Origin of the sequence: Pseudomonas sp. IT-P253 (assembly GCF_949768125.1) — a bacterium.
Taxonomy (GTDB): domain Bacteria; phylum Pseudomonadota; class Gammaproteobacteria; order Pseudomonadales; family Pseudomonadaceae; genus Aquipseudomonas.
On sequence record NZ_CATKPT010000011.1, the window covers coordinates 412,982 to 437,079 of the forward strand.

Annotated in this window: 19 protein-coding genes and 1 pseudogene; 10 read left to right on the forward strand and 10 right to left on the reverse strand. The window is 59.2% G+C overall.

What is annotated here, in order from left to right:
- Positions 1-29 precede the first annotated feature (29 nt).
- From ACM6IR_RS07735 to ACM6IR_RS07755, 5 genes are read right to left on the reverse strand one after another with little or no spacing between them, the layout of a single operon-like run.
- Complete coding sequence (locus ACM6IR_RS07735; RefSeq protein ID WP_414907143.1) at positions 30-419, reverse strand: RidA family protein; 390 nt, start codon at positions 417-419, stop codon at positions 30-32.
- A gap of 30 nt (positions 420-449) precedes the next feature.
- Positions 450-1,262, reverse strand: a complete 813-nt coding sequence (locus ACM6IR_RS07740) for an amino acid ABC transporter ATP-binding protein (protein ID WP_414907144.1) — start codon at positions 1,260-1,262, stop codon at positions 450-452.
- Positions 1,259-1,921: an amino acid ABC transporter permease gene (locus ACM6IR_RS07745; RefSeq protein ID WP_414907145.1), complete on the reverse strand. Its 663-nt coding sequence runs from the start codon at positions 1,919-1,921 to the stop codon at positions 1,259-1,261. Before ACM6IR_RS07745 ends, ACM6IR_RS07740 begins: the two co-directional genes overlap by 4 nt.
- A gap of 8 nt (positions 1,922-1,929) precedes the next feature.
- The gene (locus ACM6IR_RS07750) at positions 1,930-2,592 is read right to left on the reverse strand and encodes an amino acid ABC transporter permease (protein ID WP_414907146.1); all 663 of its coding nucleotides are present in this window, start codon (positions 2,590-2,592) and stop codon (positions 1,930-1,932) included.
- Positions 2,593-2,643: 51 nt separating this feature from the next.
- Positions 2,644-3,492: a transporter substrate-binding domain-containing protein gene (locus ACM6IR_RS07755; protein WP_414907147.1), complete on the reverse strand. Its 849-nt coding sequence runs from the start codon at positions 3,490-3,492 to the stop codon at positions 2,644-2,646.
- A gap of 469 nt (positions 3,493-3,961) precedes the next feature.
- Here ACM6IR_RS07755 and wecB point away from each other — a divergent pair, with 469 nt between their 5' ends.
- The 4 genes from wecB to ACM6IR_RS07775 are packed head-to-tail and all read left to right on the forward strand — an operon-like array spanning position 3,962 to position 11,326.
- Positions 3,962-5,116 (forward strand): non-hydrolyzing UDP-N-acetylglucosamine 2-epimerase, encoded by a 1,155-nt coding sequence (gene wecB, locus ACM6IR_RS07760; RefSeq protein ID WP_414907148.1) that lies wholly within the window; start codon positions 3,962-3,964, stop codon positions 5,114-5,116.
- Positions 5,113-7,287 carry a cyclic di-3',5'-guanylate-activated glycosyltransferase NrfB gene (gene nrfB, locus ACM6IR_RS07765; protein WP_414907149.1) on the forward strand — a complete coding sequence of 725 codons (2,175 nt, stop codon included), beginning with the start codon at positions 5,113-5,115 and terminating at the stop codon, positions 7,285-7,287. Before wecB ends, nrfB begins: the two co-directional genes overlap by 4 nt.
- A complete protein-coding gene (locus ACM6IR_RS07770; RefSeq protein ID WP_414907150.1) occupies positions 7,284-10,448 on the forward strand; it encodes an NfrA family protein in 3,165 nt (1,054 codons plus the stop codon). The genes nrfB and ACM6IR_RS07770 overlap by 4 nt, the downstream gene beginning before the upstream one ends.
- Positions 10,448-11,326, forward strand: coding sequence for a DUF4434 family protein (locus ACM6IR_RS07775; protein WP_414907151.1), 879 nt, complete (start codon positions 10,448-10,450; stop codon positions 11,324-11,326). Before ACM6IR_RS07770 ends, ACM6IR_RS07775 begins: the two co-directional genes overlap by 1 nt.
- A 100-nt stretch (positions 11,327-11,426) precedes the next feature.
- On the opposite strand, the gene ACM6IR_RS07780 is transcribed toward ACM6IR_RS07775, so the two are convergent.
- Positions 11,427-11,765, reverse strand: coding sequence for a hypothetical protein (locus ACM6IR_RS07780; RefSeq protein ID WP_414907152.1), 339 nt, complete (start codon positions 11,763-11,765; stop codon positions 11,427-11,429).
- Positions 11,766-12,187: 422 nt separating this feature from the next.
- Between ACM6IR_RS07780 and ACM6IR_RS07785 the strand changes: the two genes are divergently transcribed.
- The 5 genes from ACM6IR_RS07785 to ACM6IR_RS07805 are packed head-to-tail and all read left to right on the forward strand — an operon-like array spanning position 12,188 to position 17,215.
- The gene (locus ACM6IR_RS07785; protein ID WP_414907153.1) at positions 12,188-13,645 is read left to right on the forward strand and encodes a c-type cytochrome; all 1,458 of its coding nucleotides are present in this window, start codon (positions 12,188-12,190) and stop codon (positions 13,643-13,645) included.
- Positions 13,646-13,694: 49 nt separating this feature from the next.
- Entirely contained in the window at positions 13,695-15,470 is a 1,776-nt protein-coding gene (gene ctaD, locus ACM6IR_RS07790) for a cytochrome c oxidase subunit I (protein WP_414907303.1), read from the forward strand.
- Positions 15,467-16,159: a cytochrome c oxidase subunit 3 gene (locus ACM6IR_RS07795; RefSeq protein WP_414907154.1), complete on the forward strand. Its 693-nt coding sequence runs from the start codon at positions 15,467-15,469 to the stop codon at positions 16,157-16,159. The genes ctaD and ACM6IR_RS07795 overlap by 4 nt, the downstream gene beginning before the upstream one ends.
- Positions 16,160-16,165: 6 nt before the next feature.
- Positions 16,166-16,879: a heme-copper oxidase subunit III family protein gene (locus ACM6IR_RS07800; protein WP_414907155.1), complete on the forward strand. Its 714-nt coding sequence runs from the start codon at positions 16,166-16,168 to the stop codon at positions 16,877-16,879.
- An 18-nt stretch (positions 16,880-16,897) separates the two neighbouring features.
- The gene (locus ACM6IR_RS07805) at positions 16,898-17,215 is read left to right on the forward strand and encodes a cytochrome C oxidase subunit IV family protein (protein WP_414907156.1); all 318 of its coding nucleotides are present in this window, start codon (positions 16,898-16,900) and stop codon (positions 17,213-17,215) included.
- A gap of 32 nt (positions 17,216-17,247) precedes the next feature.
- Here the strand turns inward: ACM6IR_RS07805 and ACM6IR_RS07810 are convergent, their stop codons facing one another.
- Entirely contained in the window at positions 17,248-17,808 is a 561-nt protein-coding gene (locus tag ACM6IR_RS07810) for a magnesium transporter (protein ID WP_414907157.1), read from the reverse strand.
- 279 nt (positions 17,809-18,087) lie between these two features.
- On the opposite strand from ACM6IR_RS07810, the pseudogene ACM6IR_RS07815 reads away from it, so the two are divergent.
- Positions 18,088-18,261 (forward strand): annotated as a pseudogene (locus tag ACM6IR_RS07815) (2,4-dienoyl-CoA reductase); the annotation flags it as partial.
- 180 nt (positions 18,262-18,441) lie between these two features.
- Here the strand turns inward: ACM6IR_RS07815 and ACM6IR_RS07820 are convergent.
- The 3 genes from ACM6IR_RS07820 to cobN all read right to left on the reverse strand — a co-directional run bounded on the left by ACM6IR_RS07820 (position 18,442) and on the right by cobN (position 24,097).
- Positions 18,442-18,987 carry a vWA domain-containing protein gene (locus ACM6IR_RS07820; protein WP_414907158.1) on the reverse strand — a complete coding sequence of 182 codons (546 nt, stop codon included), beginning with the start codon at positions 18,985-18,987 and terminating at the stop codon, positions 18,442-18,444.
- A gap of 119 nt (positions 18,988-19,106) precedes the next feature.
- The gene (locus tag ACM6IR_RS07825; RefSeq protein WP_414907159.1) at positions 19,107-20,105 is read right to left on the reverse strand and encodes an ATP-binding protein; all 999 of its coding nucleotides are present in this window, start codon (positions 20,103-20,105) and stop codon (positions 19,107-19,109) included.
- 149 nt (positions 20,106-20,254) lie between these two features.
- Complete coding sequence (gene cobN / locus ACM6IR_RS07830) at positions 20,255-24,097, reverse strand: cobaltochelatase subunit CobN (protein WP_414907160.1); 3,843 nt, start codon at positions 24,095-24,097, stop codon at positions 20,255-20,257.
- Between the last annotated feature and the right edge of the window lies 1 nt (position 24,098).

Here is a 24,098-nt window from a genome sequence, read left to right on the forward strand (position 1 = left end):
GCTTGCCCGCGAAGAATTCACCGTAAATATCAAGCCTTTTTCTTGTAGGCGATGCAGTCGATCTCAACCTTGCAGTCGACCATCATGTTTGCCTGCACACAGGCCCGGGCCGGTGCGTGCTCAGGGCTGAAGTACTCGGAAAACACCTTGTTGAAGCTCCAGAAGTCCCGTGGATCTTCCAGCCACACACCGGCGCGGACCACGTCTTTGAGGTCATAACCGGCCTCTTCAAGAATGGCGATCAGGTTTTTCATGGTCTGGTGAGTCTGCTCGACGATGCCGCCTGCAATGATCTCGCCATCCACCGCCGGCACCTGGCCGGACACGTGCAGCCAGCCATCGGCTTCAACGGCGCGGGCGAAAGGACGCGGCTGGCCGCCACCGGCGGTGCTACCGGTGCCGTAACGAGTGATGCTCATGAGTGTTTCTCCTGATTTGAAAGTGGATAATTAAAAACGCGTGTTCTTGAGAAATTCCGTCAGACGCGGCGATTGCGGGCGTTCGAACAGCTCCTTCGGAGGCCCCTGCTCTTCGATCCGCCCTTGATTCATGAAAACGATCTTGTCCGAGACCTCGAACGCAAATCGCATTTCGTGGGTCACCAGCAGCATGGTCATGCCGTCTTCGGCCAGCCCCTTGATCACGCTCAGCACTTCGCCGACCAGTTCCGGATCCAGGGCCGAGGTGACTTCGTCAAACAGCATCAGGCTCGGGTTCATTGCAATCGCCCGGGCGATCGCCACGCGCTGCTGCTGACCACCGGACAACTGACCGGGGTAGTGATTGCGTCGCTCCAGCAAGCCGACCCGCTCCAGCCATTTTTCAGCGAGTGCAACCGCCTCGTCCTTGTGCAGTTTTTTGACCTTCAACAGACCCAGCGTGACGTTCTGCAACGCGGTGAGGTGCGGGAACAGGTTGAACTGTTGGAACGCCATGCCCGTCATCGCGCGATGCCGGGCGATGACTTTTTCCGCATGACGCACACGCTTGCCGTTGACCTCGTCATAACCGATGGACTCGCCATCGAGCATGATCTGCCCGCCCTGAAATTCTTCGAGCATGTTCACGCAGCGCAGCAGCGTGGTCTTGCCCGAACCGCTGGAGCCGATCAGCGTGACGACGTTACCGCGCTGCATCGTCAGGTCGACGCCTTTGAGCACTTCGAGCTTGCCGTACTGCTTGTGCAAGCCGCGAATGTCCAGCAGGGCCTGACCATTTTGTGCGTTGGCGTCTTTTGCATTTGAGAGTTGAGCTTGAGTCATGGCAAGGCCACCCGCTTTTCAATGTGCCGGCCGAGTAATTCGATGCCGTAGTTGATGACGAAAAACAGAAATCCGGCGAACAGGTAAAACTCCAGGGTCATGAACGTCCGGGCGATGATCTGCTGGGTGCTGAGCAGCATTTCCGCCACCCCGATCACCGACAACAGTGTCGACGCCTTCACGATCTCGGTGGACGAGTTGACCCAGGTCGGCAAAATCTGCCGCAGTGCCTGGGGCAACAACACGTAACCGAGGGACTGATAAAACGTCAGGCCAATCGCCTTGCTCGCTTCCATTTGTCCACTGGGCAACGCTTGCAACGCGCCACGCACGATCTCTGCGACGTGGGAACCGCAAAACAGCGTCAGTCCCAAGGCACCGGCCTGAAACGCGCTGATCTGCCAGCCCAATGCAGGCGCCATATAGAAGCAGGCGAGTACCAATACAAATACCGGCGTACCGCGAATCAGGTCGACGTAAAAGCGAAACGGCGTGCGCATCCAGACATTGCCGTAGGTCAGCACCAGACCAGCGACAATGCCAACCATCGTGCCCAGCAAAATTGCCAGGGCCGAGACCTGCACACTGGTCAGAAAGCCTTGCCACAAGACTTCCCGCGCCACCCATAACTCGTGTAACCAACCAGGGGATTCGTACATGGGGCCTCCTAACGGCGGATCGCCAGACGCTGTTCGAGGTAACGCAGCATCATGGCAATGAGGTAACAGGCCGCAACATAGAGCGCTGTGGTCACCAGCCAGGTCTCAATCACCCGGTAGCTCTCGACATTGATCTTGCGCGCGTAATAGGTCAGCTCCGGCACGGCAATCGCGGCCGCCAGCGAGGTGTCCTTGAACAGCGAAATGAAGTTGTTCGACAAGGCCGGCAGTACATTGCGCAGCATCACCGGCACCGTGATGTAGGCCTTGACCTGCCACTCGCCCAGGCCGATGGCCAAGCCGGCCTCACGCAGTCCCTTGGGAATGCTCAACAACCCGCCACGGAACACTTCGGTCAGGTAAGCCCCGGCATACAGCGACAGGGTGATGATGAACGACGGGATCTTGTCCAGTCGAATACCCACGCTCGGCAACGCAAAGTAAATCAACAGAATCAACACCAGAATCGGCGTGTTGCGGATCACCGTCACATACACCGACGCCAGTACCCGCAATGCGCGATGCTTTGACAGCAAAGCAAACGCCATCATCAGGCCGATCACGCAGCCGATGGCGATCGACACCAGCGCCAGTTCGAGGCCCAGACCGAGCCCCGCCAGCAAGGTGTCGAAATCGCGCCACACGGCGGCAAAGTTCAACTGATAGTTCATGGTCAACAGTACCTTGAACAGGGCGATCGGAACCGCCCCGCTCTCACGGGATCATTTGAATTCGACGGGGAAACCGATGGCCGGGGTTGGCAGCTCGACACCGAACCACTGCTTGAAGGAGGCCGCGTAAGTCGGGAACTCAACGCCGGTCATGGCTTCATGCAGGGTGGTGTTAACGAAGTTCAGCCAGTCCTGATCGCCACGTTTGACGGCGCACGCATAAGTCTGCGGGCTCCAGGCGTAGACCGGGCTGCGGTAACGGCCAGGGTTCTGCACCATCAGGTATTTCACCGAGGACTGATCGGTGGCTGCGGCGTCGGCACGGCCGGAGTTCACGGCCTGGTACATCAGGTCAACGCTGTCGTACTGATCGACCTTGGCCTTGGGCAAGGCTTGATGCACCAGTTCTTCGGCGTACACGTTCTGCAGCACCGCCACCGTGACGCTGTCGTTGGCGGCCTTCAGGTCTTCGATTTCCTTGTACTTGCTGTTCGCCGGCAGCAACAGGCCGACACCTTCGCGGTAGTAAGGCAGCGTGAACGCCACTTGCTGTGCACGGCTGGCGGTCACGGTAATGAACTGGCAACTGATGTCGACCTTGTCGGTCAGCAGGTTGGGAATCCGCGCATCGGACGACTGCACCACGAATTCGACTTTGCCCGGATCATTGAACAACCCCTTGGCGATCATCCGCCCGATGTCGATATCAAAACCCTGCAACTTGCCATCCGCCCCCTGGAAGTGCCACGGCGCATTGGTACTGCCCGTGCCCACAATCAATTTCCCACGGGCCAGCACGCTATCGAGCTTACTGTCCGCCGCCTGGGCCATACCCACGGCAGCGGCCGACGCTGCGAAAAGAAAAACACACGCTTTGAACAAGGAAGGTCGGTGATGCATGGCAAGCACTCCAGGATGATGTTTATTCCGCTATACCGGAACTAGGTATGTAACAACGGAATAGACAGCAGAAAGTGTGCCACAGGAAGCGGAGGGAATGCAGGGGAGATTGAAAAGTGTTTTGAATCAGAGGGATGCGCGAAAACACAAAATGGGCGTTACGAATCGCACACCTGACGAACGCTACTGTTGGCTACAGCGCACGGGTACTTGCACCACAATTGTGATGTCGCAATTCACATTGAAGCAAAGCACGCTACACACTTTTAGCAGCAGGCTTCGCCAGCTGCTACGGATTGCGCGGCCGCTTACCTGGCTGGTATGGCCCCGCTGCCCCGCAATTTATCGACATCAATGCAGCCCGATACGACATTGGACAATCCCGACATCGACTGCTTTATTCAATACTCAGGTGATAAGCAGTCTCAATTGCCATGCGCCCAATGCGTGTGCTGTTTCAGGAGGGCTCATGTCTTACCAGGTCATGATGGTTTTCGGTACGCGACCGGAGGCTATCAAGATGGCGCCACTGGCTCGGGTTCTGCGTCATTGGCCGGGTATCGAGTTGAATATCTGCTCCACCGGCCAGCACCGGGAAATGCTCAAACAAGTGCTGGATGCCTTTGAGCTGTCGGTTGACCAGGACCTGCAAGTGATGACTCAGGGCCAGACGCTCAACAGCCTCTCCGAACAACTGCTGATTCATCTCGACAAAGCCTACGAACGGATCAAACCCGACATCGTGCTGGTCCACGGTGATACCACCACCAGCTTCATCGCGGCCCTCGCGGCCTTTAATCGCCATTTGCCCATCGGTCACGTCGAGGCCGGTCTGCGCACCGGCAACCTGCGCTCGCCCTGGCCGGAAGAAGCCAATCGACGCTTGACCGGCGTCATCGCCGACTTGCATTTCACGCCGACCACCAAAGGTGAAGCCAATCTGCTGCGCGAAGGCGTGCCCAAGGCCAGTATCGAAGTCACCGGCAACACCGTGATCGACGCGCTGCTGTGGATGCGCACGCATCAGCAGGACATTCACTGGCACCCGGCCCCCGACTCTCCGCTGGCCGTGCTTGATGACAATCGGCGGATGGTGCTGATTACCGGTCATCGACGGGAGAGTTTTGGCGGCGGTTTTCGCAATATCTGCCTGGCCCTCGCCAACCTTGCGCTGCGCTACCCCGACGTGCAATTTGTCTACCCGGTGCACCTGAATCCGCACGTCCAGAAAGCGGTGTATGGCGTGCTGTCGGACAAGCCGAACATTTACCTGGTGGCGCCGCAGGACTATCAGCATTTCGTCTGGCTGATGGGCCGTGCGCAGTTCATCCTCACCGATTCAGGTGGTGTCCAGGAGGAAGCGCCAGCCATCGGCAAACCGGTTCTGGTACTGCGCAACGTGACCGAGCGGCCGTCCGTGCTTGAGGCCGGAACCGTGCTGCTGGTGGGCACCAACACCGAGCGCATCGTCAAGGAGTCCAGTCAGTTGCTCGATGACCCGGCGCACTTCAAACACATGAGCCGGGTCCATAGCCCCTACGGCGACGGCCACGCCAGCGAACGCATTGCCACCCGCCTCTGCGCCTGGTTAAGCAAACGTTCCGCGGCGGGCAGCGCAGTATGAACCTGGATTTTGTCGATTTTTTTGCCTATGTGCTGTTCGGTCTTAAATACCTCGCGATGACCTTGGCGCTGTTGATGTTCGTGCTCGGGCTCGATGACCTGTTCATCGACGTCGTGTACTGGAGCCGCAAGCTGATCCGACGCTGGCGGATCTACGAAAAATTCAAGCGCGCCGATGAGGAACGGCTCTACGCCATCGCCGAAAAACCACTGGCGATCATGGTTCCGGCCTGGAATGAAGTCGGTGTGGTCGGTGAAATGGCGCGCCTGGCCGCCTCGACCCTCGACTACGAGAACTATCAGATTTTCGTCGGTACCTACCCCAACGACGCCGAGACCCAGGCCGACGTCGAAGCGGTCTGTCGGCACTTCCCCAACGTGCACAAAGTGGTGTGCGCCCGCCCCGGCCCCACGAGCAAGGCTGACTGTCTGAACAACGTCATCGACGCGATCCTGCGTTTCGAAAGCGAAGCGAAAATCCAGTTTGCCGGGTTCATCCTGCACGATGCCGAGGATGTAATTTCGCCGATGGAGCTGCGGCTCTATAACTACCTGCTGCCAAGCAAGGACTTGATCCAGATTCCGGTTTACCCCTACGCGCCGGAATGGAAAGGTTTCACCGCCGGTCATTACGTCGACGAGTTCGCCGAGAACCACGGCAAAGACGTTATCGTGCGCGAAGCCCTGACCGGTCAGGTACCCAGCGCCGGCGTCGGCACCTGCTTCAGCCGCAAGGCCATCAGCGCCTTGCTCGAAGACGGCGACGGCATTGCCTTCGACGTACAGAGCCTGACCGAGGACTACGACATCGGTTTCCGTCTCAAGCAAAAAGGCATGAAGTGCATCTTCGCCCGCTACTCGGTGACCGACCCGAAACTGGCGCTCGACCAGCCTTGGGTGTTCGGCATGAACCGCGCATTTTCCCAAGTGATCTGCGTTCGCGAACATTTCCCCCGGGACTTGCTGCACGCCATCCGCCAGAAGTCCCGCTGGATCGTCGGCATTGTCTTTCAGGGCACCAAGAACCTCGGCTGGAGCCCCCATGCCCTGCTCAACTACTTCCTGTGGCGTGACCGTCGTGGCTTGATCACTTACCTGCTGAGTTTCCTGGTCAACTTGCTGTTCCTGGTGCTGCTGGCGATGTGGCTGGTGACGGTGATTTCGCCGAATGCCTGGCGCTATCCGTCGATCCTCTCCGACAGCCCGCTGCTCTCGATTCTGCTATGGCTCAACGGTTTGATGCTGCTCAATCGACTGTTCCAGCGCGGCTGGTTCGTCACCCGCTATTACGGCTTGGGGGAAGGCTTGCTGTCGGCACCGCGCATGATGTGGAGCAACTTCGTCAATTTTTTCGCCAATGTGCGGGCGCTGCGACAGGTCATGAAAATGGGTGATTCACGCCGCGTGGCCTGGGACAAAACCACCCATGAATTCCCGGCCCTGACCAAGGCGTATCGCACCCCATTGGGCCATCGACTGGTAGAAAAAGGCCTGCTCACCGAAGAGCAACTGGAAGCGGCAATCACCAACCCTGTGCGACGTCGCCTGGGCCACGAACTGCTGCTGCGCGAACATATCAATAGCACGCAACTGGTGGAAACCCTGGCCGAGCAACTGGACATGGAATGGGCACCACTCAACCCGTTCAAACTCGATAAGCGCCAGATCGGCCTCGTGCCGCGCAAGGTCGCGTCGCACTACGGCGTGCTGCCAGTGGCCGAAGAAGGCGACACGCTGGTGCTGGCCTCCGAAGGGCCGGTCAGCCAGGTGTCGCTGGGCGCCATCAGCCGACAATTGAAGCGCCCGGTGCGCTGCCGTCTGGCGCCTCAGGGCCGGGTCACACTGGGCATTCGCTACTGGTACGCCAGCCCCCGGCAAAATGCGGACGTGCATCACATGCTTGAAGTGCTTGAGCGTCATCAGGACGATGAAGCCTTGCTCGAACGTGTCGGTCATCATCAGGTGCTGCTGGGCAATCTTCTGCAAGTGCGCGGCATGGTCCCTCCCAGCCTGTTCAATCAGGCCTTGATCGACTTCGATGTCGAACACATGTCATTGGGTCAACACCTGATCTCCCGCGGCATGATCACCCAGGAGGTACTCGAACAGGCCCTGGTTGAACAGGCCAGCGAACAGCACGCCGCGTACAGCATTGCCCGGGAGGTCGAATGAAGCCGGCCAATCGTCGTGCTCTGCTGGTCGGCAGCCTGCTGCTGAGCCTGATTGCTGGCACATGGGCACAGGCCGAGCCGTTGACCGACTTTGAACAATTTCGCAGCTTCCCCTACATGGACCGCAGCTATCGCGAAGCGAAAAAAGGCAACTGGGCCGAAGTCGAACGGCTGATGCGTCACCTGCTGACCAAGGTGCCGAAAAACGATGAAGCACGGGCGCTGCTGGTGGAAGCGCTGGCCAAGCAACGGCGTTACAAGGACGCCGTGCAAGCGCTGCCGGATAACCCGCAAAACAGCGAGGCCCTGCTCAACCTGCGCTTGACCTGGATCGAACAGGACCCTCCCGGCAGCGGGCAGGTGGAACAGTGGATGGCCACCAGCAACCTCCCCCAGCGCGTGCGTCTGTGGCAGGCCTACAGCCTTAGCCTGGCCAAGTTCGGCGGCGCCGGCCGAGCGCACGCCTGGCTGGCGCAATTGGTGCCTAAAGGTGACGACAAAATTCTGCACCTGGCGCTCTCCAATTGGTCCGAGCAGTTGCATGACTGGAACGGCACCATCGAGCAACTGGCGCCCTTGGCCGCCAGCCAGCAATTGGACGCCGAAGGCTGGCAGCGGCTGGCCAACGCGTATGTACAACGCCTTGACGAAAAACCTTTGCAGCAATTGCTGCAACAAGCACCTAGCCCTGAAGCGGCGCACAAGACCCGTCTGGCGATGATCGACCGGGCAATTGCCATGGGCCATACCGAGCAGGCCGAACGCTGGATTCATTCACTGCCGACCAGCGACCTCGCCGATCCCGCGCAACGGCAACGGCTATGGGAACTGGCGCGGCAAACCGTCGACACCGCAACGGTTCAACGCTTGAGTGATGAGTTGCAGCGCCCGTGTCTTGAGACCGCCGAATGGCTGTCGCGACGCGATCCGCAAGCGGCGCTCAGGCAATTGCGTGGCTGCCGGGCCGATGACGATCCGCAGGCCTGGCTGATCCTGGTCCAACGCCTGCACGCCACGGATTTGCTACAAACCACGCGCCTGCCGGAGCCTTGGGATAGCCGTCGTCAGGCGCGTCTGCTGGACATCTGGCAGGCAGAGGGCCAGAGCGACAAAGTATTGACCTGGCTCGCCAGCCAGCCACAGACCGCCGATGTGGTAAAGCGCCGGGCCGAACGGGTACAAGCCTTGGGGCGCCCTGCCGAAGCGGCGACGCTGTGGGAACGGCATTACCAGCAAACCGGTGACCTCGCTTCGCTCAATCAGGCGACGTATCTGGGGTTGAATGCCGGCCAGCGCGAGCACGTGCAACAGCTGCTGGAAAACGCCTACAACCGCCACGACGGCAAACTGCCCACCGCCCTGCTGCAACGACTCGCGGGGCTGTATGCCTCCTCGACGCCGACCCCGGCGCAGCAGCAACGCATCGTGTCGCTGCTGACCCGCGTCGATCCCGCCACCCGCGGCCAGTTACTCGCGCAATTGGCCGAGAACGGTCAGTGTGAGGTGGTGCAGCAAGCCATTGGCGCACGTCCTCAAATCGCCGACGATTATCGCGCCCTCGGTCGTTGCGCCATGCCGGAGCGGCCCGGTGAAGCGGTCGTGTATTACCAAACGGCGGAAGAACTCGGTGACCGCAGCAGTCGCCTGCCATTAGCGTATGCCTTGGAAGCGGCCGGTGACGCTTGCGGTGCGCTGGCGATCTGGCGCAGCGTTCCAGATGCCGAGCTGAGCGATAACGCCCGACTTACCGCGAGCCGTAGTGCCCTGACATTGGGCGACACTCAGGCCGCCGAACATTACTGGCAGCAAAGCCGCAGCCGTGGCGCCAATGAGTGGGCCTTGGGTGCGGCGATTGCCGACACTCGGGGTGATCACGCGCTCGCCTTGCAGCGTCAACGCTTGGCCTTGCAACAGGCGCCGGGTGCCGGGCATTTCTATGCCGCGTCGGTCACCGCGCAAAAGGCCGGGGCGCTGGAACAAAGCACGGCGTGGCTCGCCGATGCCGTGCGCCTGGAGCCAGACAACCCGCGTTATCGCGCCGATTACGGCATGCGTCTGGCTGGCGCCGCGACCCGGCAAGAGCGCGCCAGGGCCATTCCCTATCTGCAAAGCGCCACCCAGGCTTTCCCGGAAGACTATCGCCTCGGCGAAACCCTGGCAGTGCGTTATGACGAAGTCGCCGACAGCGCCCAAGCGCGCAAGGAGTTGCGCCGGGTCATCGATCTGGAGCAAAACCCGGTGGCCGCCGACGACGAAGACGGCAGTCTGGAGGCGCGACGTTATCGCCAGCGCCGCGCGCACGAAACCTTGTCCCGTCGCGACAGTCGTACCGTGGCCAGCACTTGGTCGCCAGCCGGGGTGTCGACCAATGATTTTCTGCGCCCCGACCAGAGCACAGGGTCCCAACGCCGCTCGACGCCGCAGAACGTGCAACTGGCCCTGTGGGACCACGCGCTGGGCGAGGAACCGAGCCGCGCCGGCAGCACGCTGTCGGTCTATGGTCGGGCGTTGCTCGGCGGACAAAGTCGGTCGAGCTACGCCGAATCCATCGGCACCGGCGTCGGTCTGCGCTACAAGCCTTGGGGCACGGCTAATATCAACTTCTATGGCGAGCTCTACAAACAGAGCCAGTTCGATGAACAGGACAATCACGGCCTGAGCCTTGGCCAAATGCTCATCCCCGAAAAGCTCGCCGATCAGGCCGACGACCACCGTCAGGACGGGCACACCACCACCGATTTCCTGCTGCGCGCCACCGCATCTTTCCTCGATCAAGGGCGATTTCGCAACGACTGGCGCGTCGATGAGAGCGACTGGGAAGAACGTTTTCTGTACCTCGATGCGGCTTGGTGGACCCAGGCCGGCGATCACCAATGGCTGTCGCGGTTCCAGCAGGGGCACACCTGGAAGCTGCCGTTCAACGGCGCGCACACGCTCATGCCTTATGGCTTTCTCGAGTTCGCCGCGCAGGACCCGAACAATGACTCGCGTCAGGACCTGCGCACCGGCATCGGCCTGCGCTGGCAATGGTGGTTCGACGATGATATCTACAATGCCTACCGTGCTCACCTGACGGTGCGTACCGAGTATCAGCAGTCCCTGAGCGGCAATCTGTATGAAGGTGGCAATGGCGTGCTGTTGGGTGTGGAGTTGAATTTCTGATGACACGACTTCTATGGGTGGCGTGCCTGTTACTCGCCAGCACCGTGGCCCACGCGGATGAGCGGATTTTCTATCAGCCGTTGAGCGTCGATGCCAGTCTCAGCCAAACGCAATGGAAGCGGATCTGGCAAGACACCGCCAGACACGGCGCGCACACACTGATCGTGCAATGGACCGCCTACGGCGACTTGAACTTCGGCGGTCCTACGGGTTGGCTCGCCGACAGTCTGAAACTGGCTCATGAGCAAGGCCTGAGCCTGGTGCTGGGCCTGGCCATGGACCCGGCCTATTACCAGCGTATCAATGAACTGGACAGCGCCGGGCTGGCGACTTACTGGCAGGCACAACTGGGGCAGTCGCTGGCTCAGCAACAGGTTCTGCGCAAGGATTGGATGCTTCCGGTCAGCGGCTGGTATCTGCCGATGGAGCTGGATGACGTTCATTTCCTGGCGGTCGATCGCCGGGCAACCCTGCAACGCCAGCTCAAGGACTTCGCCGGCAAGCTCGATGCGCCGCTGCATGTCAGCGCCTTCAGTGCCGGCAAGCTCGCGCCTCGGGTGAATGCGCAGTGGCTGGGCGAGCTGGCGGCGAATAAGGTCCACGTCTGGTGGCAGGACGGTGCGGGCACCGGGCGCTTGCCACCACTGGTTCGAAGCAGCTACGCCAGCGCACTGCCCTGCTCGGTGGGCATCGTGTACGAAGCGTACCGTCAAGTCAGTGCCGAGGGTCAGCCGTTCCGCGCAGAACCGGCCACCCCGGACGCGTCTACGGAGGGCTGCCATCCAACCGCGGTTTTTTCACTGCGCTACCGGCCGTGGGGCCAGGTGATTCTCGACAACCAGCACAAGCGCATCGTCGACGATGTGCAAAACCGTTGAAGCTTGAAGCGCTGAAAAATGCGCCCGCCGAGTTGAAGGAAGCGTCCGCCATGGGTCCAGCTTGTATGAAGAAAGACCGATGCCGAGAATCACGTAGCCACTACTCAAGCAGTTGATCAATCAAAACCGCATTGGTATAGATCAAACTGCCATCGCTCGCTCGGTGCCCGACCAGATGGAACTGCCCGCGTTCGGCGCTCAAATAAACACGCATTTGGCAGTCAGACAAGGGGCCATATCCCTCTGGCATGATCAAATCCATTGAATCCATATCGACATCGACCATGGCCTCGGGCTCGTGGGTCTTCTGCAGGCGTTCTTCGGCTTGCTCCAGACGCATATGCAAAGGGCCATCGACGTAAAAATGGATTTCCCCCATCGGGGTGGACTTTTGGGCAGCGCTGGGTTTGCACCAGCCCTCGATCGTCAGCGCACTCATGACGAAGCCTCCAAGGTGGATTGCTGAACTCTGTAGCTATCGTCCCGGCTCAGTGCCGTCACCTCCGTTTGACCGCTGCACAAGGGCAGGGTTCGTCTTCCAGGGCTGCTTCTGGCGGATCACTGCCGTCCGTAATCAGAAGCCGTCCATAACCAGAAATTAAGTATAGCCGGCAACCGGACCTTCTCCTCCCGGCAGGGAGTCAGGGGGAGGATAGAAGCCCTTGCAGGCCAGCCTCCTTAGTTCTGTTTTTTTAAACATTACACAGGCGCAATCGGGATTTAAGTTAATCAACTTAATATTGAAGTTGGCCTATCCAGGCATCGGTCTTTTTAGAAAAAGCGCTCACTCCGTCCTTGCACTATACTTATTGCTGGCTTTGTTGCACAACCAACAAGTAACAGAATAGGATGAAGAAAAAAATGGCCATGGCAATCATCTTAATTCTAATCGTTGTTGCATCAGTGTTGTTCAACGCATTGGCGCCTTGGCATGCGGCACCGGCAGCTTCCAACTGGGGATCAATAGACACCACCCTGTTCATCACCCTGATCATTTGCGGAATATTTTTCATCGCCATCACGGTATTTATGGCGGTAGCCGTGATGCGTTATCGTCACAAGGTGGGTGCCAAGGCGGCCTACCAGCCAGAAAATAAAAAGTTGGAACTATGGTTAATCATCATTACCTCGGTAGGTATTGCCGCCATGTTGGCGCCTGGCCTGGTTGTTTACAGTGATTTCGTCCGGGTACCCAAAAATGCTTATGAACTTGAAGTGGTTGCCCAGCAGTGGCAGTGGTCCTTTCGCTTTGCCGGTAAAGACGGAAAGCTGGGCAGATCGAATATTAAGTTTGTTGATTCCGCTAATCCCTTCGGCCTTGATCCCAAGGATCCTGCCGGGCAGGACGATGTACTTATAATGAACAATGAAGTTCACCTTCCACTCAATCACCCCGTGAAAGTTTTACTGCGCGCTAAAGATGTGGTGCACGATTTCTATGTACCGCAAATGCGCGGCAAGATGGACATGGTGCCAGGAATGGTGTCGTACTTTTGGTTTACACCAACTAAACCCGGAAACTATGAAACCATTTGCGCTGAATATTGTGGCGTCGGTCATTACAACATGCGGGGCCATATGATCGTGGAAGAACAGGACGCCTTCGATCAATGGCTGAGCAGGCAACCGAGTTTTGCGCAGACATTAGCGACAGCTGCCAAGCCCAGTCGGGACAGCGTGCTGGAAAAAGGCCGCCAGCTGGCCGAAAACCTCGGCTGCAGTGCCTGCCATAGCCAGGATGGCAACGCCAGTCTCGGCCCGGGATGGAAGGGGTTGTACGGCCGCACTGAACAGCTTGTCGATGGCACCAGCGTGCTGGTCGATGAGGCCTACGTGAAAGAGTCGATCCTCGATCCGAAGGCCAAACTGGTACAGGGCTACCCGCCGGTCATGGTGACCTATACTCTCAATGAAGATGAACTGGGCGCTCTCGTCGCCCTGATCAAATCACTGGGTGCCGAATCTTCTGCCAGCGAAGCGTCGGGCCCTGGTGACGACTTGGCGGCGCAGGGACAGCGGCTGGCCCAGTCGCTCGGCTGTCTGGCCTGCCACAGCGTCGATGGCAGCAAGGGCATCGGCCCCAGCTGGCAGGGCCTGTATGGCAAGACCGAGACCCTTGCCGACGATACGAAGATAAAGGTCGATGAGGGCTATATAAAAGAATCGGTTCTGAATCCCAGCGCCAAAATCGTCAAGGGCTATGCACCCGTCATGCCGGTCTTTGCTCCGAGCGATAAGGAGTTGGACGCACTGATCGCTTTTATCAAATCCAAAGCGAATGCCGACGCTGATGCGAGCAAGGCGCAGCCAGGAAAGTAGCCGTAAAGCAGCCAGAAACACACCGAAACTTCTGCAGGAGGATGACGTGATGGCCTATGCGGAGCAAGCCGAGACAGAAGCACTGCACGAACCCAAAAGCTTCCTGACCAAATATATCTGGAGTCAGGACCACAAGGTCATCGCCATTCAATATTCGTTGACGGCTATCTTCGTGGGCATTATCGCCGTGGTGTTGTCCGACTTGATGCGCCTGCAGATAGGCTTCCCCGGTAGTTTGGGGTTCATGGACGCCAGCACTTACTATCAGGCGATGACCATGCACGGCATGATCATGGTCATTTATCTGCTGACGGCCCTGTTTCTGGGGGGCTTCGGCAACTATCTGATCCCACTGATGGTGGGCGCCCGTGACATGGTCTTCCCCTATGTCAACATGCTGAGTTACTGGACCTACCTGCTAGCGGTACTGGTGCTGCTCGCCGGTTTTTTTGTGCCTGGCGGCCCCACCGGTGCGGGCTGGACGCTCTATCCGCCACAGTCCATTACCAAGGGAACACCGGGGACCGAGTGGGGCATCGTGCTGATGCTCGTTTCACTGGCGATTTTTATTGTCGCAACCACCATGGGCGGGCTGAACTACGTCACCACGGTGTTGCAGGCGCGCACGCACGGCATGACATTGTTTCGTATGCCGCTCTCCGTATGGGGCATCTTCATGGCCTCGATTATGGCCTTGCTGGCCTTCCCGGCGTTGTTTGTCAGTGCGGTCATGATGCTGTTTGACAAACTGTTGGGCACCAGCTTCTTTATGCCGACGATCATCTCGCTGGGGCAGCAGCTCGACCACCAAGGTGGCAGCCCAATATTATTCCAGCACCTGTTCTGGTTCTTCGGCCACCCGGAAGTCTACATAGTTGCCCTCCCCGCGTTTGGTCTCGTCTCCGACTTGATCAGCACGCATGCGCGTAAAAATATCTTCGGCTACCGAATGATGGTGTGGGCCATTATTGCGATTGGCGTACTCAGCTTTGTGGTCTGGGCGCACCATATGTATGTCAGCGGAATGAACCCCTCCTTTGGCTTTTTCTTCGCCGTCACCACCTTGATCATCGCGGTGCCCACCGCACTGAAAGTCTACAACTGGGTGCTGACCCTGTGGCGGGGAGACATCCATCTGACCGTGCCGATGCTGTTTGCCCTGGCCTTTATCGTCACCTTCCTGGTCGGAGGTCTGACCGGATTGTTTCTCGGCAATGTGATCGTGGATATTCCGCTCTCGGACACCTACTTCGTCGTAGCCCATTTTCATATGGTCATGGGTGTCGCACCGGTACTGGTGGTGTTCGGCGGTATTTATCATTGGTTCCCGAAAGTAACCGGGCGCATGACGAACGACACCCTGGGCAAGCTGCATTTCTGGATTACCTTTCTGGGCACCTACGCCATTTTCTTCCCCATGCACTACCTGGGTTTCCAGGGCATGCCACGCCGCTACTACGCCTATGACAACTACGCCTTCATCCCGCAGTCGGCGCACGATTTGAATGCCTTCATTACGGTGGTCGCACTAACCGTCGGCGTTTCCCAATTGCTGTTCCTGTTCAACCTGACCTGGAGTGTATTCAAGGGCAAGCCCGCGGGCGGTAATCCCTGGGGCGCGGCCAGTCTGGAATGGCAAACGCCAAACACCCCGCCGATACACGGTAACTGGGGCGCGAAGCTGCCGGTCGTGCATCGCTGGGCCTATGATTACAGTGTGCCGGGGATAGAACAGGATTTCGTTCCGCAAACGGTCTCCGACGAGGAGCTGGAGCAAATGCGGCAACTCAGTGCCGGAAACAGGATAGCGGACGTTAAAACATGAACAGACTGCTATTGAGAAACGCCGACGGCGCTGACCCCGGCGGCAGTTGGAATCGTGATCCTGAGGGTATCCAGGCCGACGAGGGTGCCGATAGAAGGCAAACCGCAAGAATAGGCCTGCGCTTGTTTCTGGCTGTGGTGAGCTCGTTATTCTTTCTCTTCGTGATCGCCTTCATCGAGCGCTCACAAATGGCCGACTGGCTACCCCTGACAGAGCCCTTGGCGCCGTTAGCCAATCTACGGCAGCTATGGCTGAATTCGGCTTTTCTGGTATTCAGCTGCATTGCAATGCAGTGCTCGAGTATGGCCGCACGACAGGCTCGACTGGGCGCGACTGTCATAGGCTTTGCATTGGGGGGCGTATTTGCAATTGCCTTTCTAGCGGGACAACTCTGGGTCTGGCAGCAGTTTGTCGCCTGGGGCTACTTTGTCGCCAGCAATCCGGCCAACAGTTTCTTCTACCTGTTGACTGGCCTGCATGGGTTCCACCTGCTGGGCGGGCTGATAGCCTGGAGCAGAACCGTCGCTAAATTCCTGCATCACGTGCCGTTGCCGCAACTCAGCGCCAGCGTAGAGCTCTGCACCCTCTATTGGCATTACTTACTGGGTCTTTGGTTCGTACTATTCGCCCTGCTGACCAGCACGCCGGCAACCTATGAAGCCATCGCCAGATTCTGCGGCCTGAGGTGAAAAGCCATGGCATCGCACCCACAAGCCCCAGTCGAGTCCAGTTCATCCAATCCGCCAAGCTCGCCGCCTGCACCGGGATGGCAGGGCATCGCCAGCGACTGGTCCTCCGATAGAGAGGCTTTCAGGCAGGTCCCTTGGGGCAAGGCGATGATGTGGATATTCCTGCTCAGCGATACTTTTGTATTCACCTGTTTTTTAACCGGCTACATGTCGGTACGCATGACCATCACCACCGCCTGGCCGAACCCCAGTGAAGTGTTCGCATTGACGATCGGCGGTAGAGAAATCCCGCTTATTCTGATCGCCATCATGACCTTTGTGCTGATCAGTAGCAGCGGTACCATGGCCATGGCAGTCAATTTCGCCTATCGCCGTGATCGGGCGAAAACCACGGCCCTGATGCTGGCGACCGCAGCCCTGGGTCTGACCTTCGTCAGCATGCAGGCATTTGAATGGAGCAAACTCATTGCAGAGGGGGTGCGCCCTTGGGGGAACCCCATGGGAGCGGCGCAATTTGGTGCCAGTTTTTTCATGATTACCGGATTCCACGGACTGCACGTGTCAATCGGCGTCATCTACCTCAGCATTGTGGCGATGAAAGTATTGCGCGGAAATTATGAGCGCTCCGGAAACTATCAGATCGTCGAGATAGCCGGGCTTTACTGGCACTTCGTGGACTTGGTGTGGGTGTTTATTTTTGCTTTCTTCTATTTATGGTAGGTCAGAGGAGCACGGATAATGGCACATGCTCAGGGTCAGCAACATCCAATCAGTTTGTACCTTAAAATTTGGGGACTGTTATTCGTCCTCAGTACGCTGTCGTATCTTGTCGACTATTTTCACTTCCAGGGCTACCTCAGGTGGTTCCTGATTATCACGCTCATGTTGTTGAAGGCAGGTTTAATTGTCTCCATCTTCATGCATATGGCTTGGGAACGGTTGGCTATGGTCTACGCCATATTGGTACCACCCTTGTGTTTACTGGTGCTCGTCGGATTGATGGCCACCGAGGCAGACTATGTCTACCTCAGCCGGGTCATTTTTTTTGGCCAATAAGCAGATTTCGGATGGCCTTGAGTCTCCAGGCGCTAGCCCGATATCACTCGCTTGAACTGATGCCATTTGTGTTGCCAGGCCACTGTCCAGTGAGGAGCTGCCGTTCCCGTGCCGGCGACCGTCAGCTTTGGATGAGTTTTGATTACCCGGTCCAAAACCGATTCCTGATCCGGTTCAACATCCACGAAGAAGATATGTTTGCCCTCTTCTACTACCTGATTAAAGCTGCGGAAGTGAGCGTTCGGCACCTGGATACCAAACAATCCACCCTCCCAGATGCAGAAGCCAAATATAACAATGGCAAGGAAGATAAAAGGCACCCAGCCAGCAGCGGATTCGGTCCAGCCCATCCAATAGGCGCCACCAAGGACCAGCGCCGCGAGTGGCACACCGACCACCGCACCAATCTCACCAGAGTGAACAGTATCTTGTTTCATTAACGAATTAACTTCGTGAAGGTGATGCTGTTCTACATCAGCCACTTTTTCACTGAGCACGTGAATTTGTTCGGAGTTGATGCCGCTGGCTTCCAATTCATACTCAACGGTTTCAAGATCGTTGAGATTGTCACTGATGTAATAGTGTCGATTCATGCCACACCTCCCATCTCGTGTTTGCTACAGACCTCCTCTGTCCGGCAGCCGTCAACTGAGATTTGCAGTCGGTCTCTGTACCGTGGGGAACGTTGCGCACTTCATGCAATCTGCAAGAAGTATAGCACCCGCTAGCATGCAGATCAGACCACGTCAAGACAAAAGGGCGGCGTCAGAGCTTGGCGCACCTCAATGTATTAATGCTTGAGTGACGCCAGCACCCGTTCGGTATTCGCCTCGCAGGCGATGCCTTCCGGCCGCACCTGGATGTCCTCGATCCGCAAACCGTTGGCCGCACTGGCGAGTATGGCAGTGGTGAAGTTCCAGCTGCATCGCCTGAGCCGTGGGCGCAAAACCCGGCCCGGGGTGTCAGCGTTGCTGGCGTTGATTCTTGATCAGTTGTACATCGCCCGGCGTACTCGACAGTACCGCCAGGCGATGGGAGTGAGGTGATCGAGTTGACAAAGATCCCAAGCGGGGTTGTTCGGGGAGTTAGCTATCTGACATTCAATGGTGGTTTCGACTGACCGGCCCTCATCGCGAGCAAGCTCGCTCCCACAGTTGATCTCCATGTTTGATAGAACGCGGGCTAATGTGGGAGCGAGCTTGCTCGCGATGAGGGCAGCATAGAATTCAGCCTGAAACCAGCTCGTCGATATGCCGATAATCGGCTTGTAGTTCCAATGCCAGCTGCTTCGCGCGTCCAAGCCGGATCGGGCCGCGTTCGATGTCAATCAGCAGCCCCGGGCATTCGAGCGCCGGCAACATTGACCACGCCTTCAATCGGCCATCGGTGACCAACAACAACCGCTGCTTTTCCGCTGGAAAACGCTTCTGTCGTCTCACCAGCCAGCCCCCCGCCTCACCCAGCGCGGCCAGCAACGGCGTACCGCCGCCGGCGCCCAGCGCCTCGAGCCAGTCGCGCAATCCGGCGGACGCTTTCAATCCCTGCACCTGCCACGTTGGCGCATGGCCGCTGGCGGTCAGTAAGGCCAGGCGGGCGCGCTGACGATAGGCGTCGTCGAACAGTTGCGCCAGCAGGCCCTTGGCATCGCTCAACGCCTGATGACGGCGAGTCGAAGCCGAGGCATCGACGATCACCAGCCACAGTTCGTGTGGCGAACGGGTGCGCAGGTGGAACAACACATCGTCGCGCTGACGCGGGCGACCGTTAAGCAAGGTGCCGGGCCAATTGACCGATCCACTTTGCGCCGCGTGACGCTTGCCCTGTCTACCGTTGTCCAGCCGTCCGGCACGGGGTCTGGCATTCGCCCCCGCATCAGATCGAGGGCGAATGCCTAGGGCTTTTTTGGCCAGCTCGGCACTTCACGTCGTGCACCGACCGGCAGCGCCTGGGCGGGCATCTCGCCCCATTGGCCCTGGCCTTCGCGTGGGCTGGAGTCTTGGCGGGAGGGCGATGGGTGGTGTTGCGGTGCAGGTGGCGAGTGTTCGCGGCGACGATGACGCAAGGCGAACTCGGCGACCGCGTCGATATCTTCTTCGGCGATTGCATTCACGCCTCGCCATGCCGCGTGGGCACGGGCAGCGCGCAACCAGACCAGATCGGCGCGCAGGCCGTCGACACCGGCGGCAAAACAGCGCTCGGTGATGTGCGCCAGCGCTTCATCGTCAAGGGGAATGCTCGCCAGTGCGCGGCGCGCCGTCTCACAACGTGTGCGCAACGACTGCTGCTGGCTCTCCCAATCGGCGCAGAAGCCTTGCGGATCGCTGTCGAAATCCAGACGACGGCGAATGATCTGGCCACGCTCGGCCGGCGCAGTATGGCCACTGAGGGCGACGTTCAGGCCGAAACGGTCAAGCAATTGCGGACGCAACTCGCCCTCTTCCGGATTCATGGTGCCGATCAGTACGAACTTCGCCGAATGCCGATGGGAAATGCCGTCGCGCTCGATCAGGTTAGTGCCGCTGGCGGCCACGTCGAGCAGCAGGTCCACGAGGTGATCGGGCAGCAGATTGACCTCATCGACATAGAGCACACCCCCGTCGGCCTTGGCCAGGACGCCGGGGGAAAATTGTGCGCGGCCTTCGCTCAGGGCGGCGTCCAGGTCGAGGGTGCCGACCAGGCGTTCTTCGGTAGCACCGAGTGGCAAGGTGACGAATTGGCCGCTGGCCAGCAGATCTGCCAGGCCGCGGGCCAACGTAGACTTGGCCATGCCGCGCGGCCCCTCGATCAGCACGCCGCCGATTTTCGGGTCGATGGCAGTGAGGCAGAGCGCGAGTTTCAGGTCATCGGCGCCGACCACAGCGGAGAGCGGGAAATGGGGGGTGTCGGTCATCTTCAATACTCAGTCATGGTCGGTGATCCATCAGCAGCAACTTCATTTCTGTGGGAGCGAGCTTGCTCGCGAAGGCGGCGGGTCAGTCAATATTGATGTTGGGTGAACTATCGCTATCGCGAGCAAGCTCGCTCCCACAGGGGAAAGCGTCAGGTCTCTTCTTCTATATCGAGCAACAAATTCTCCAGCGCCTCACGGTACTCGCCCGGCTCCTGCCACATCCCTCGTTGCTGCGCTTCCAGCATCCGCTCGGTCATGTCGCGCAAGGCGTGCGGATTATGCTCTCGAACAAAATCCCGGGTCGCCGGATCCAACAAATAGGCATCGGCCAGCAACGCGTATTGGTGATCGTCGATCAACTGTGTGGTGGCGTCGAATGCAAACAAATTGTCGACCGTCGCCGCCAATTCAAACGCGCCTTTATAGCCGTGTCGCTTCACTCCGTCGATCCACTTCGGATTGGCCGCCCGGGAACGGATCACCCGGTTCAGCTCTTCCTTCAAGGTACGAATCTTCGGTAAGTCCGGCTGACTGTGATCGCCATGGTAACTGGCCGCCACTTTGCCGCTGAGGCTTTCCACGGCCGCGAGCATGCCGCCCTGGAACTGGTAATAGTCATTGGAGTCGAGCAAGTCATGCTCGCGGTTGTCCTGGTTTTGCAGCACGGCTTGCACCTGGCTCAGGCGTTGGGCGAACTGCTCGCGGGCGTCGGTGCCTTCATCGGAACCGCCATAAGCGTAGCCGCCCCAGGTCAGATACACCTCGGCCAGGTCTTCGCGGCTTTGCCACAGGCGACCGTCGATGGCGCCCTGCACACCCGCGCCATAAGCACCGGGTTTAGCCCCGAAAATGCGCCAACCCGCCTGACGCCTGGCCGCGTCTTCATCCAGCCCCGACAGCATCAACGCCTCGTGCTCCGCACGCACCTTGGCGGCCAGTGGATTCAAATCATCCGGCTCATCCAATGCAGCAACCGCTTGCACGGCGGCATCGAACAGACGGATCAAGTTGGCAAAGGCATCACGGAAGAACCCGGAGACACGCAGGGTCACGTCCACGCGTGGACGGTCCAGCACGCTCAACGGCAAGATTTCGAAATCATCGACCCGCTGACTGCCGGTGGCCCAGACCGGGCGCACGCCCATCAGCGCCATGGCTTGCGCGATGTCATCGCCGCCCGTGCGCATGGTCGCGGTGCCCCACACCGACAGGCCGAGCTGACGCAAGTGATCGCCATGGTCCTGCAGGTGCCGCTCAAGAATCAGGTTTGCTGACTGGAAACCGATGCGCCATGCGGTGGTGGTTGGCAGATTGCGCACGTCCACTGAATAGAAGTTGCGCCCGGTGGGCAGCACGTCCAGTCGACCGCGACTGGGTGCACCGCTTGGGCCGGCCGGGACGAAACGCCCGCTCAGGGCGTCAAGCAAGCCGCGCATTTCCGCCGGTCCGCAGGCGTCCAGACGTGGAGCGACCACTTCGCGCAGGTGGTGGAGGATGTCGCTAACATCGGTCCACACAAAATCCTGTAGGAGCGAGCTTGCTCGCGATGGAGTGTCAGTCGACATTAATCTGGCTGACACTCCATCGCGAGCAAGCTCGCTCCTACAGGGGTCATTCAGTGTTTGCGAGATCAGTTGCGCGGCGAACAGTTCCAGGCGTTCGCGGGTGTCACCCGCCGTGCGCCAGAGCTCGTCGTTGATCGACAACAAAGCATCCGGGCGAGGTCCGTTCCAGGGCTCGGCCAATGCACAATCCAGCGGATCAAAGCCCAATTCGAACGCCTTGGCCAACGCCCGCAACAAACTCGACTGCGCACCGCGGCCATCGCCACGGGGAATACGCAGCAAGGCCAGCAACGTGTCTATGCGCAAACGCCCGGTGGGCGACTCGCCGAAGATGTGCAGGCCATCGCGGATCTGCGACTCTTTCAAGTCACATAAGTAGGTGTCCAGACGCGGCAACCAGATCGCAGCATCGGCATCGCTGTCGAGCTTTTCGTCCAGCTGCAGTTCACGGTCGATGTGCGTATCGCGCACCAGCTGCAGGATGTCGCGCTGCAACTCCCGGGCGCGGCGCGGATCGAGCAGTTGCGCTTCGTAATATTCGTCGGCCAGCAGTTCGAGGTTGCGCAGCGGCCCGTAGGTTTCGGCGCGGGTCAGTGGCGGCATCAGGTGATCGATGATCACCGCCTGCGTGCGACGCTTGGCCTGGGCGCCCTCGCCCGGGTCGTTGACGATAAACGGATAAATGTTCGGCAGCGGCCCGAGCAGCGCGTCCGGCCAGCAATTTTCCGACAGCCCGACACCTTTGCCCGGCAACCATTCGAGGTTGCCGTGCTTGCCAACGTGAATCACACCGTGGGCGCCGTAGGTGTCGCGCAGCCAGAAGTAGAACGCCAGATACCCGTGGGGCGGCACCAGGTCCGGGTCGTGATAAACCGCACTCGGATCAACCTGATAACCGCGCGCCGGCTGAATGCCGACGAACGTCAGGCCAAAGCGCAGACCAGCAATCATCATCCGTCCGCCGCGGAACATCGGATCGCTTTGCGGGGTGCCCCAGCGTTCGAGCACGGCTTGGCGATTGGCCTCGGGCAAGGCATTGAACATGCGGCTGTAATCGTCGAGCGCGAGGCTTTGCTGGCAGGGACGCTGATCAAGGGTGTCGAGGTCGTTGCTGACGCCACCGAGCAATTGCTGGATCAACGCGGTGCCGCTGTCGGGCAACCCGGCCGGTAGCGGATAACCTGCTTGATGAAGCGCCTGCAAGATATTCAGCGCCGAGGCGGGTGTGTCGAGGCCAACGCCATTACCGATGCGCCCGTCACGGGTCGGGTAATTGGCGAGGATCAGCGCAATGCGCTTTTCGCCGTTCGGTACACGCGCCAGGTCGATCCAGCGCCGCGCCAGTTCAGCGACAAAATCCATGCGTTCCGGTTGCGCTCGGTAGCACACCACGTCCGACTGGCTGCGCTCACTGCGCCAGGCCAGGTCCTTGAAACTGATCGGACGGCTGATGATCCGCCCATCCAGTTCCGGCAGTGCGATGTGCATCGCCAGGTCTCGTGGACCGAGGCCTTGTTCGCTGGCGCGCCAACCGGGCTCATTGTCCTGGGCACAGATCGCCTGAATCACTGGAATATTGCGGCGAAACGGCCGCAGATGCGGCGCTTCGGGGCTGGACTGGGCGAAGCCGGTGGTATTGAGAATCACCGAGGCGCAGGCTTCATCCAACAGGTCCTCGACCACCGTCAGGCAGCCGGGCTCTTTCAAACTGGCCACCGCAATGGGCAACGGGTTTAACCCCGCCGCCTGCAAGCGCTGGCAGAAAATATCGATGAAACCGGTGTTTGCCGCCTGCAAGTGCGAGCGGTAAAACAGCACCGCCGCCACCGGCTGATTGGCCTGCCAGTCGGCTTGCCAATCGCTCAACTCAGCGGGGCTCTTGTGCGGGTAGTAGATCGCGGTGCGCGGCAGGGTTTGTGGTTCGGCCCAGGCATAGTCGCGACCCAGCCAACGACTGGCCAGGCAGCGGAAAAAATCCAGGGCATTGCTCATGCCGCCCTGACGCAAAAACTGCCAGAGCCGGTCCCGGTCGCAAGCAGCCACGGTGCTCAGGTCACTGAGCTCCGGGTCCGGGCGGTCATCCCCCGGCACCAGAATCAACTGCACGCCACGCTGGGACAATTCCACCAGCCGCTCAATGCCGTAACGCCAATAGGCGATGCCGCCATGCAACGAGATCAGAATCACCTTGGCGTGGCGCAGCACTTCGTCGACATACAAGTCGACTGACGCATGATTTTGCACCTGCATCGGATTTGCCAGGCGCACGCTCGGGTAATCGTCGGGCAATTGCTGCGCGGCTTCGGCGAGCAGCGCGAGGCTGGAATCACCGCTGCACAGAATCACCAGCTCGGCGGGGGTTTGTCCAAGGTCGGCAATGTTGTCATCCGACACGAAACCGCCGGGCTGGGTCCTGAGCAGGTGCATG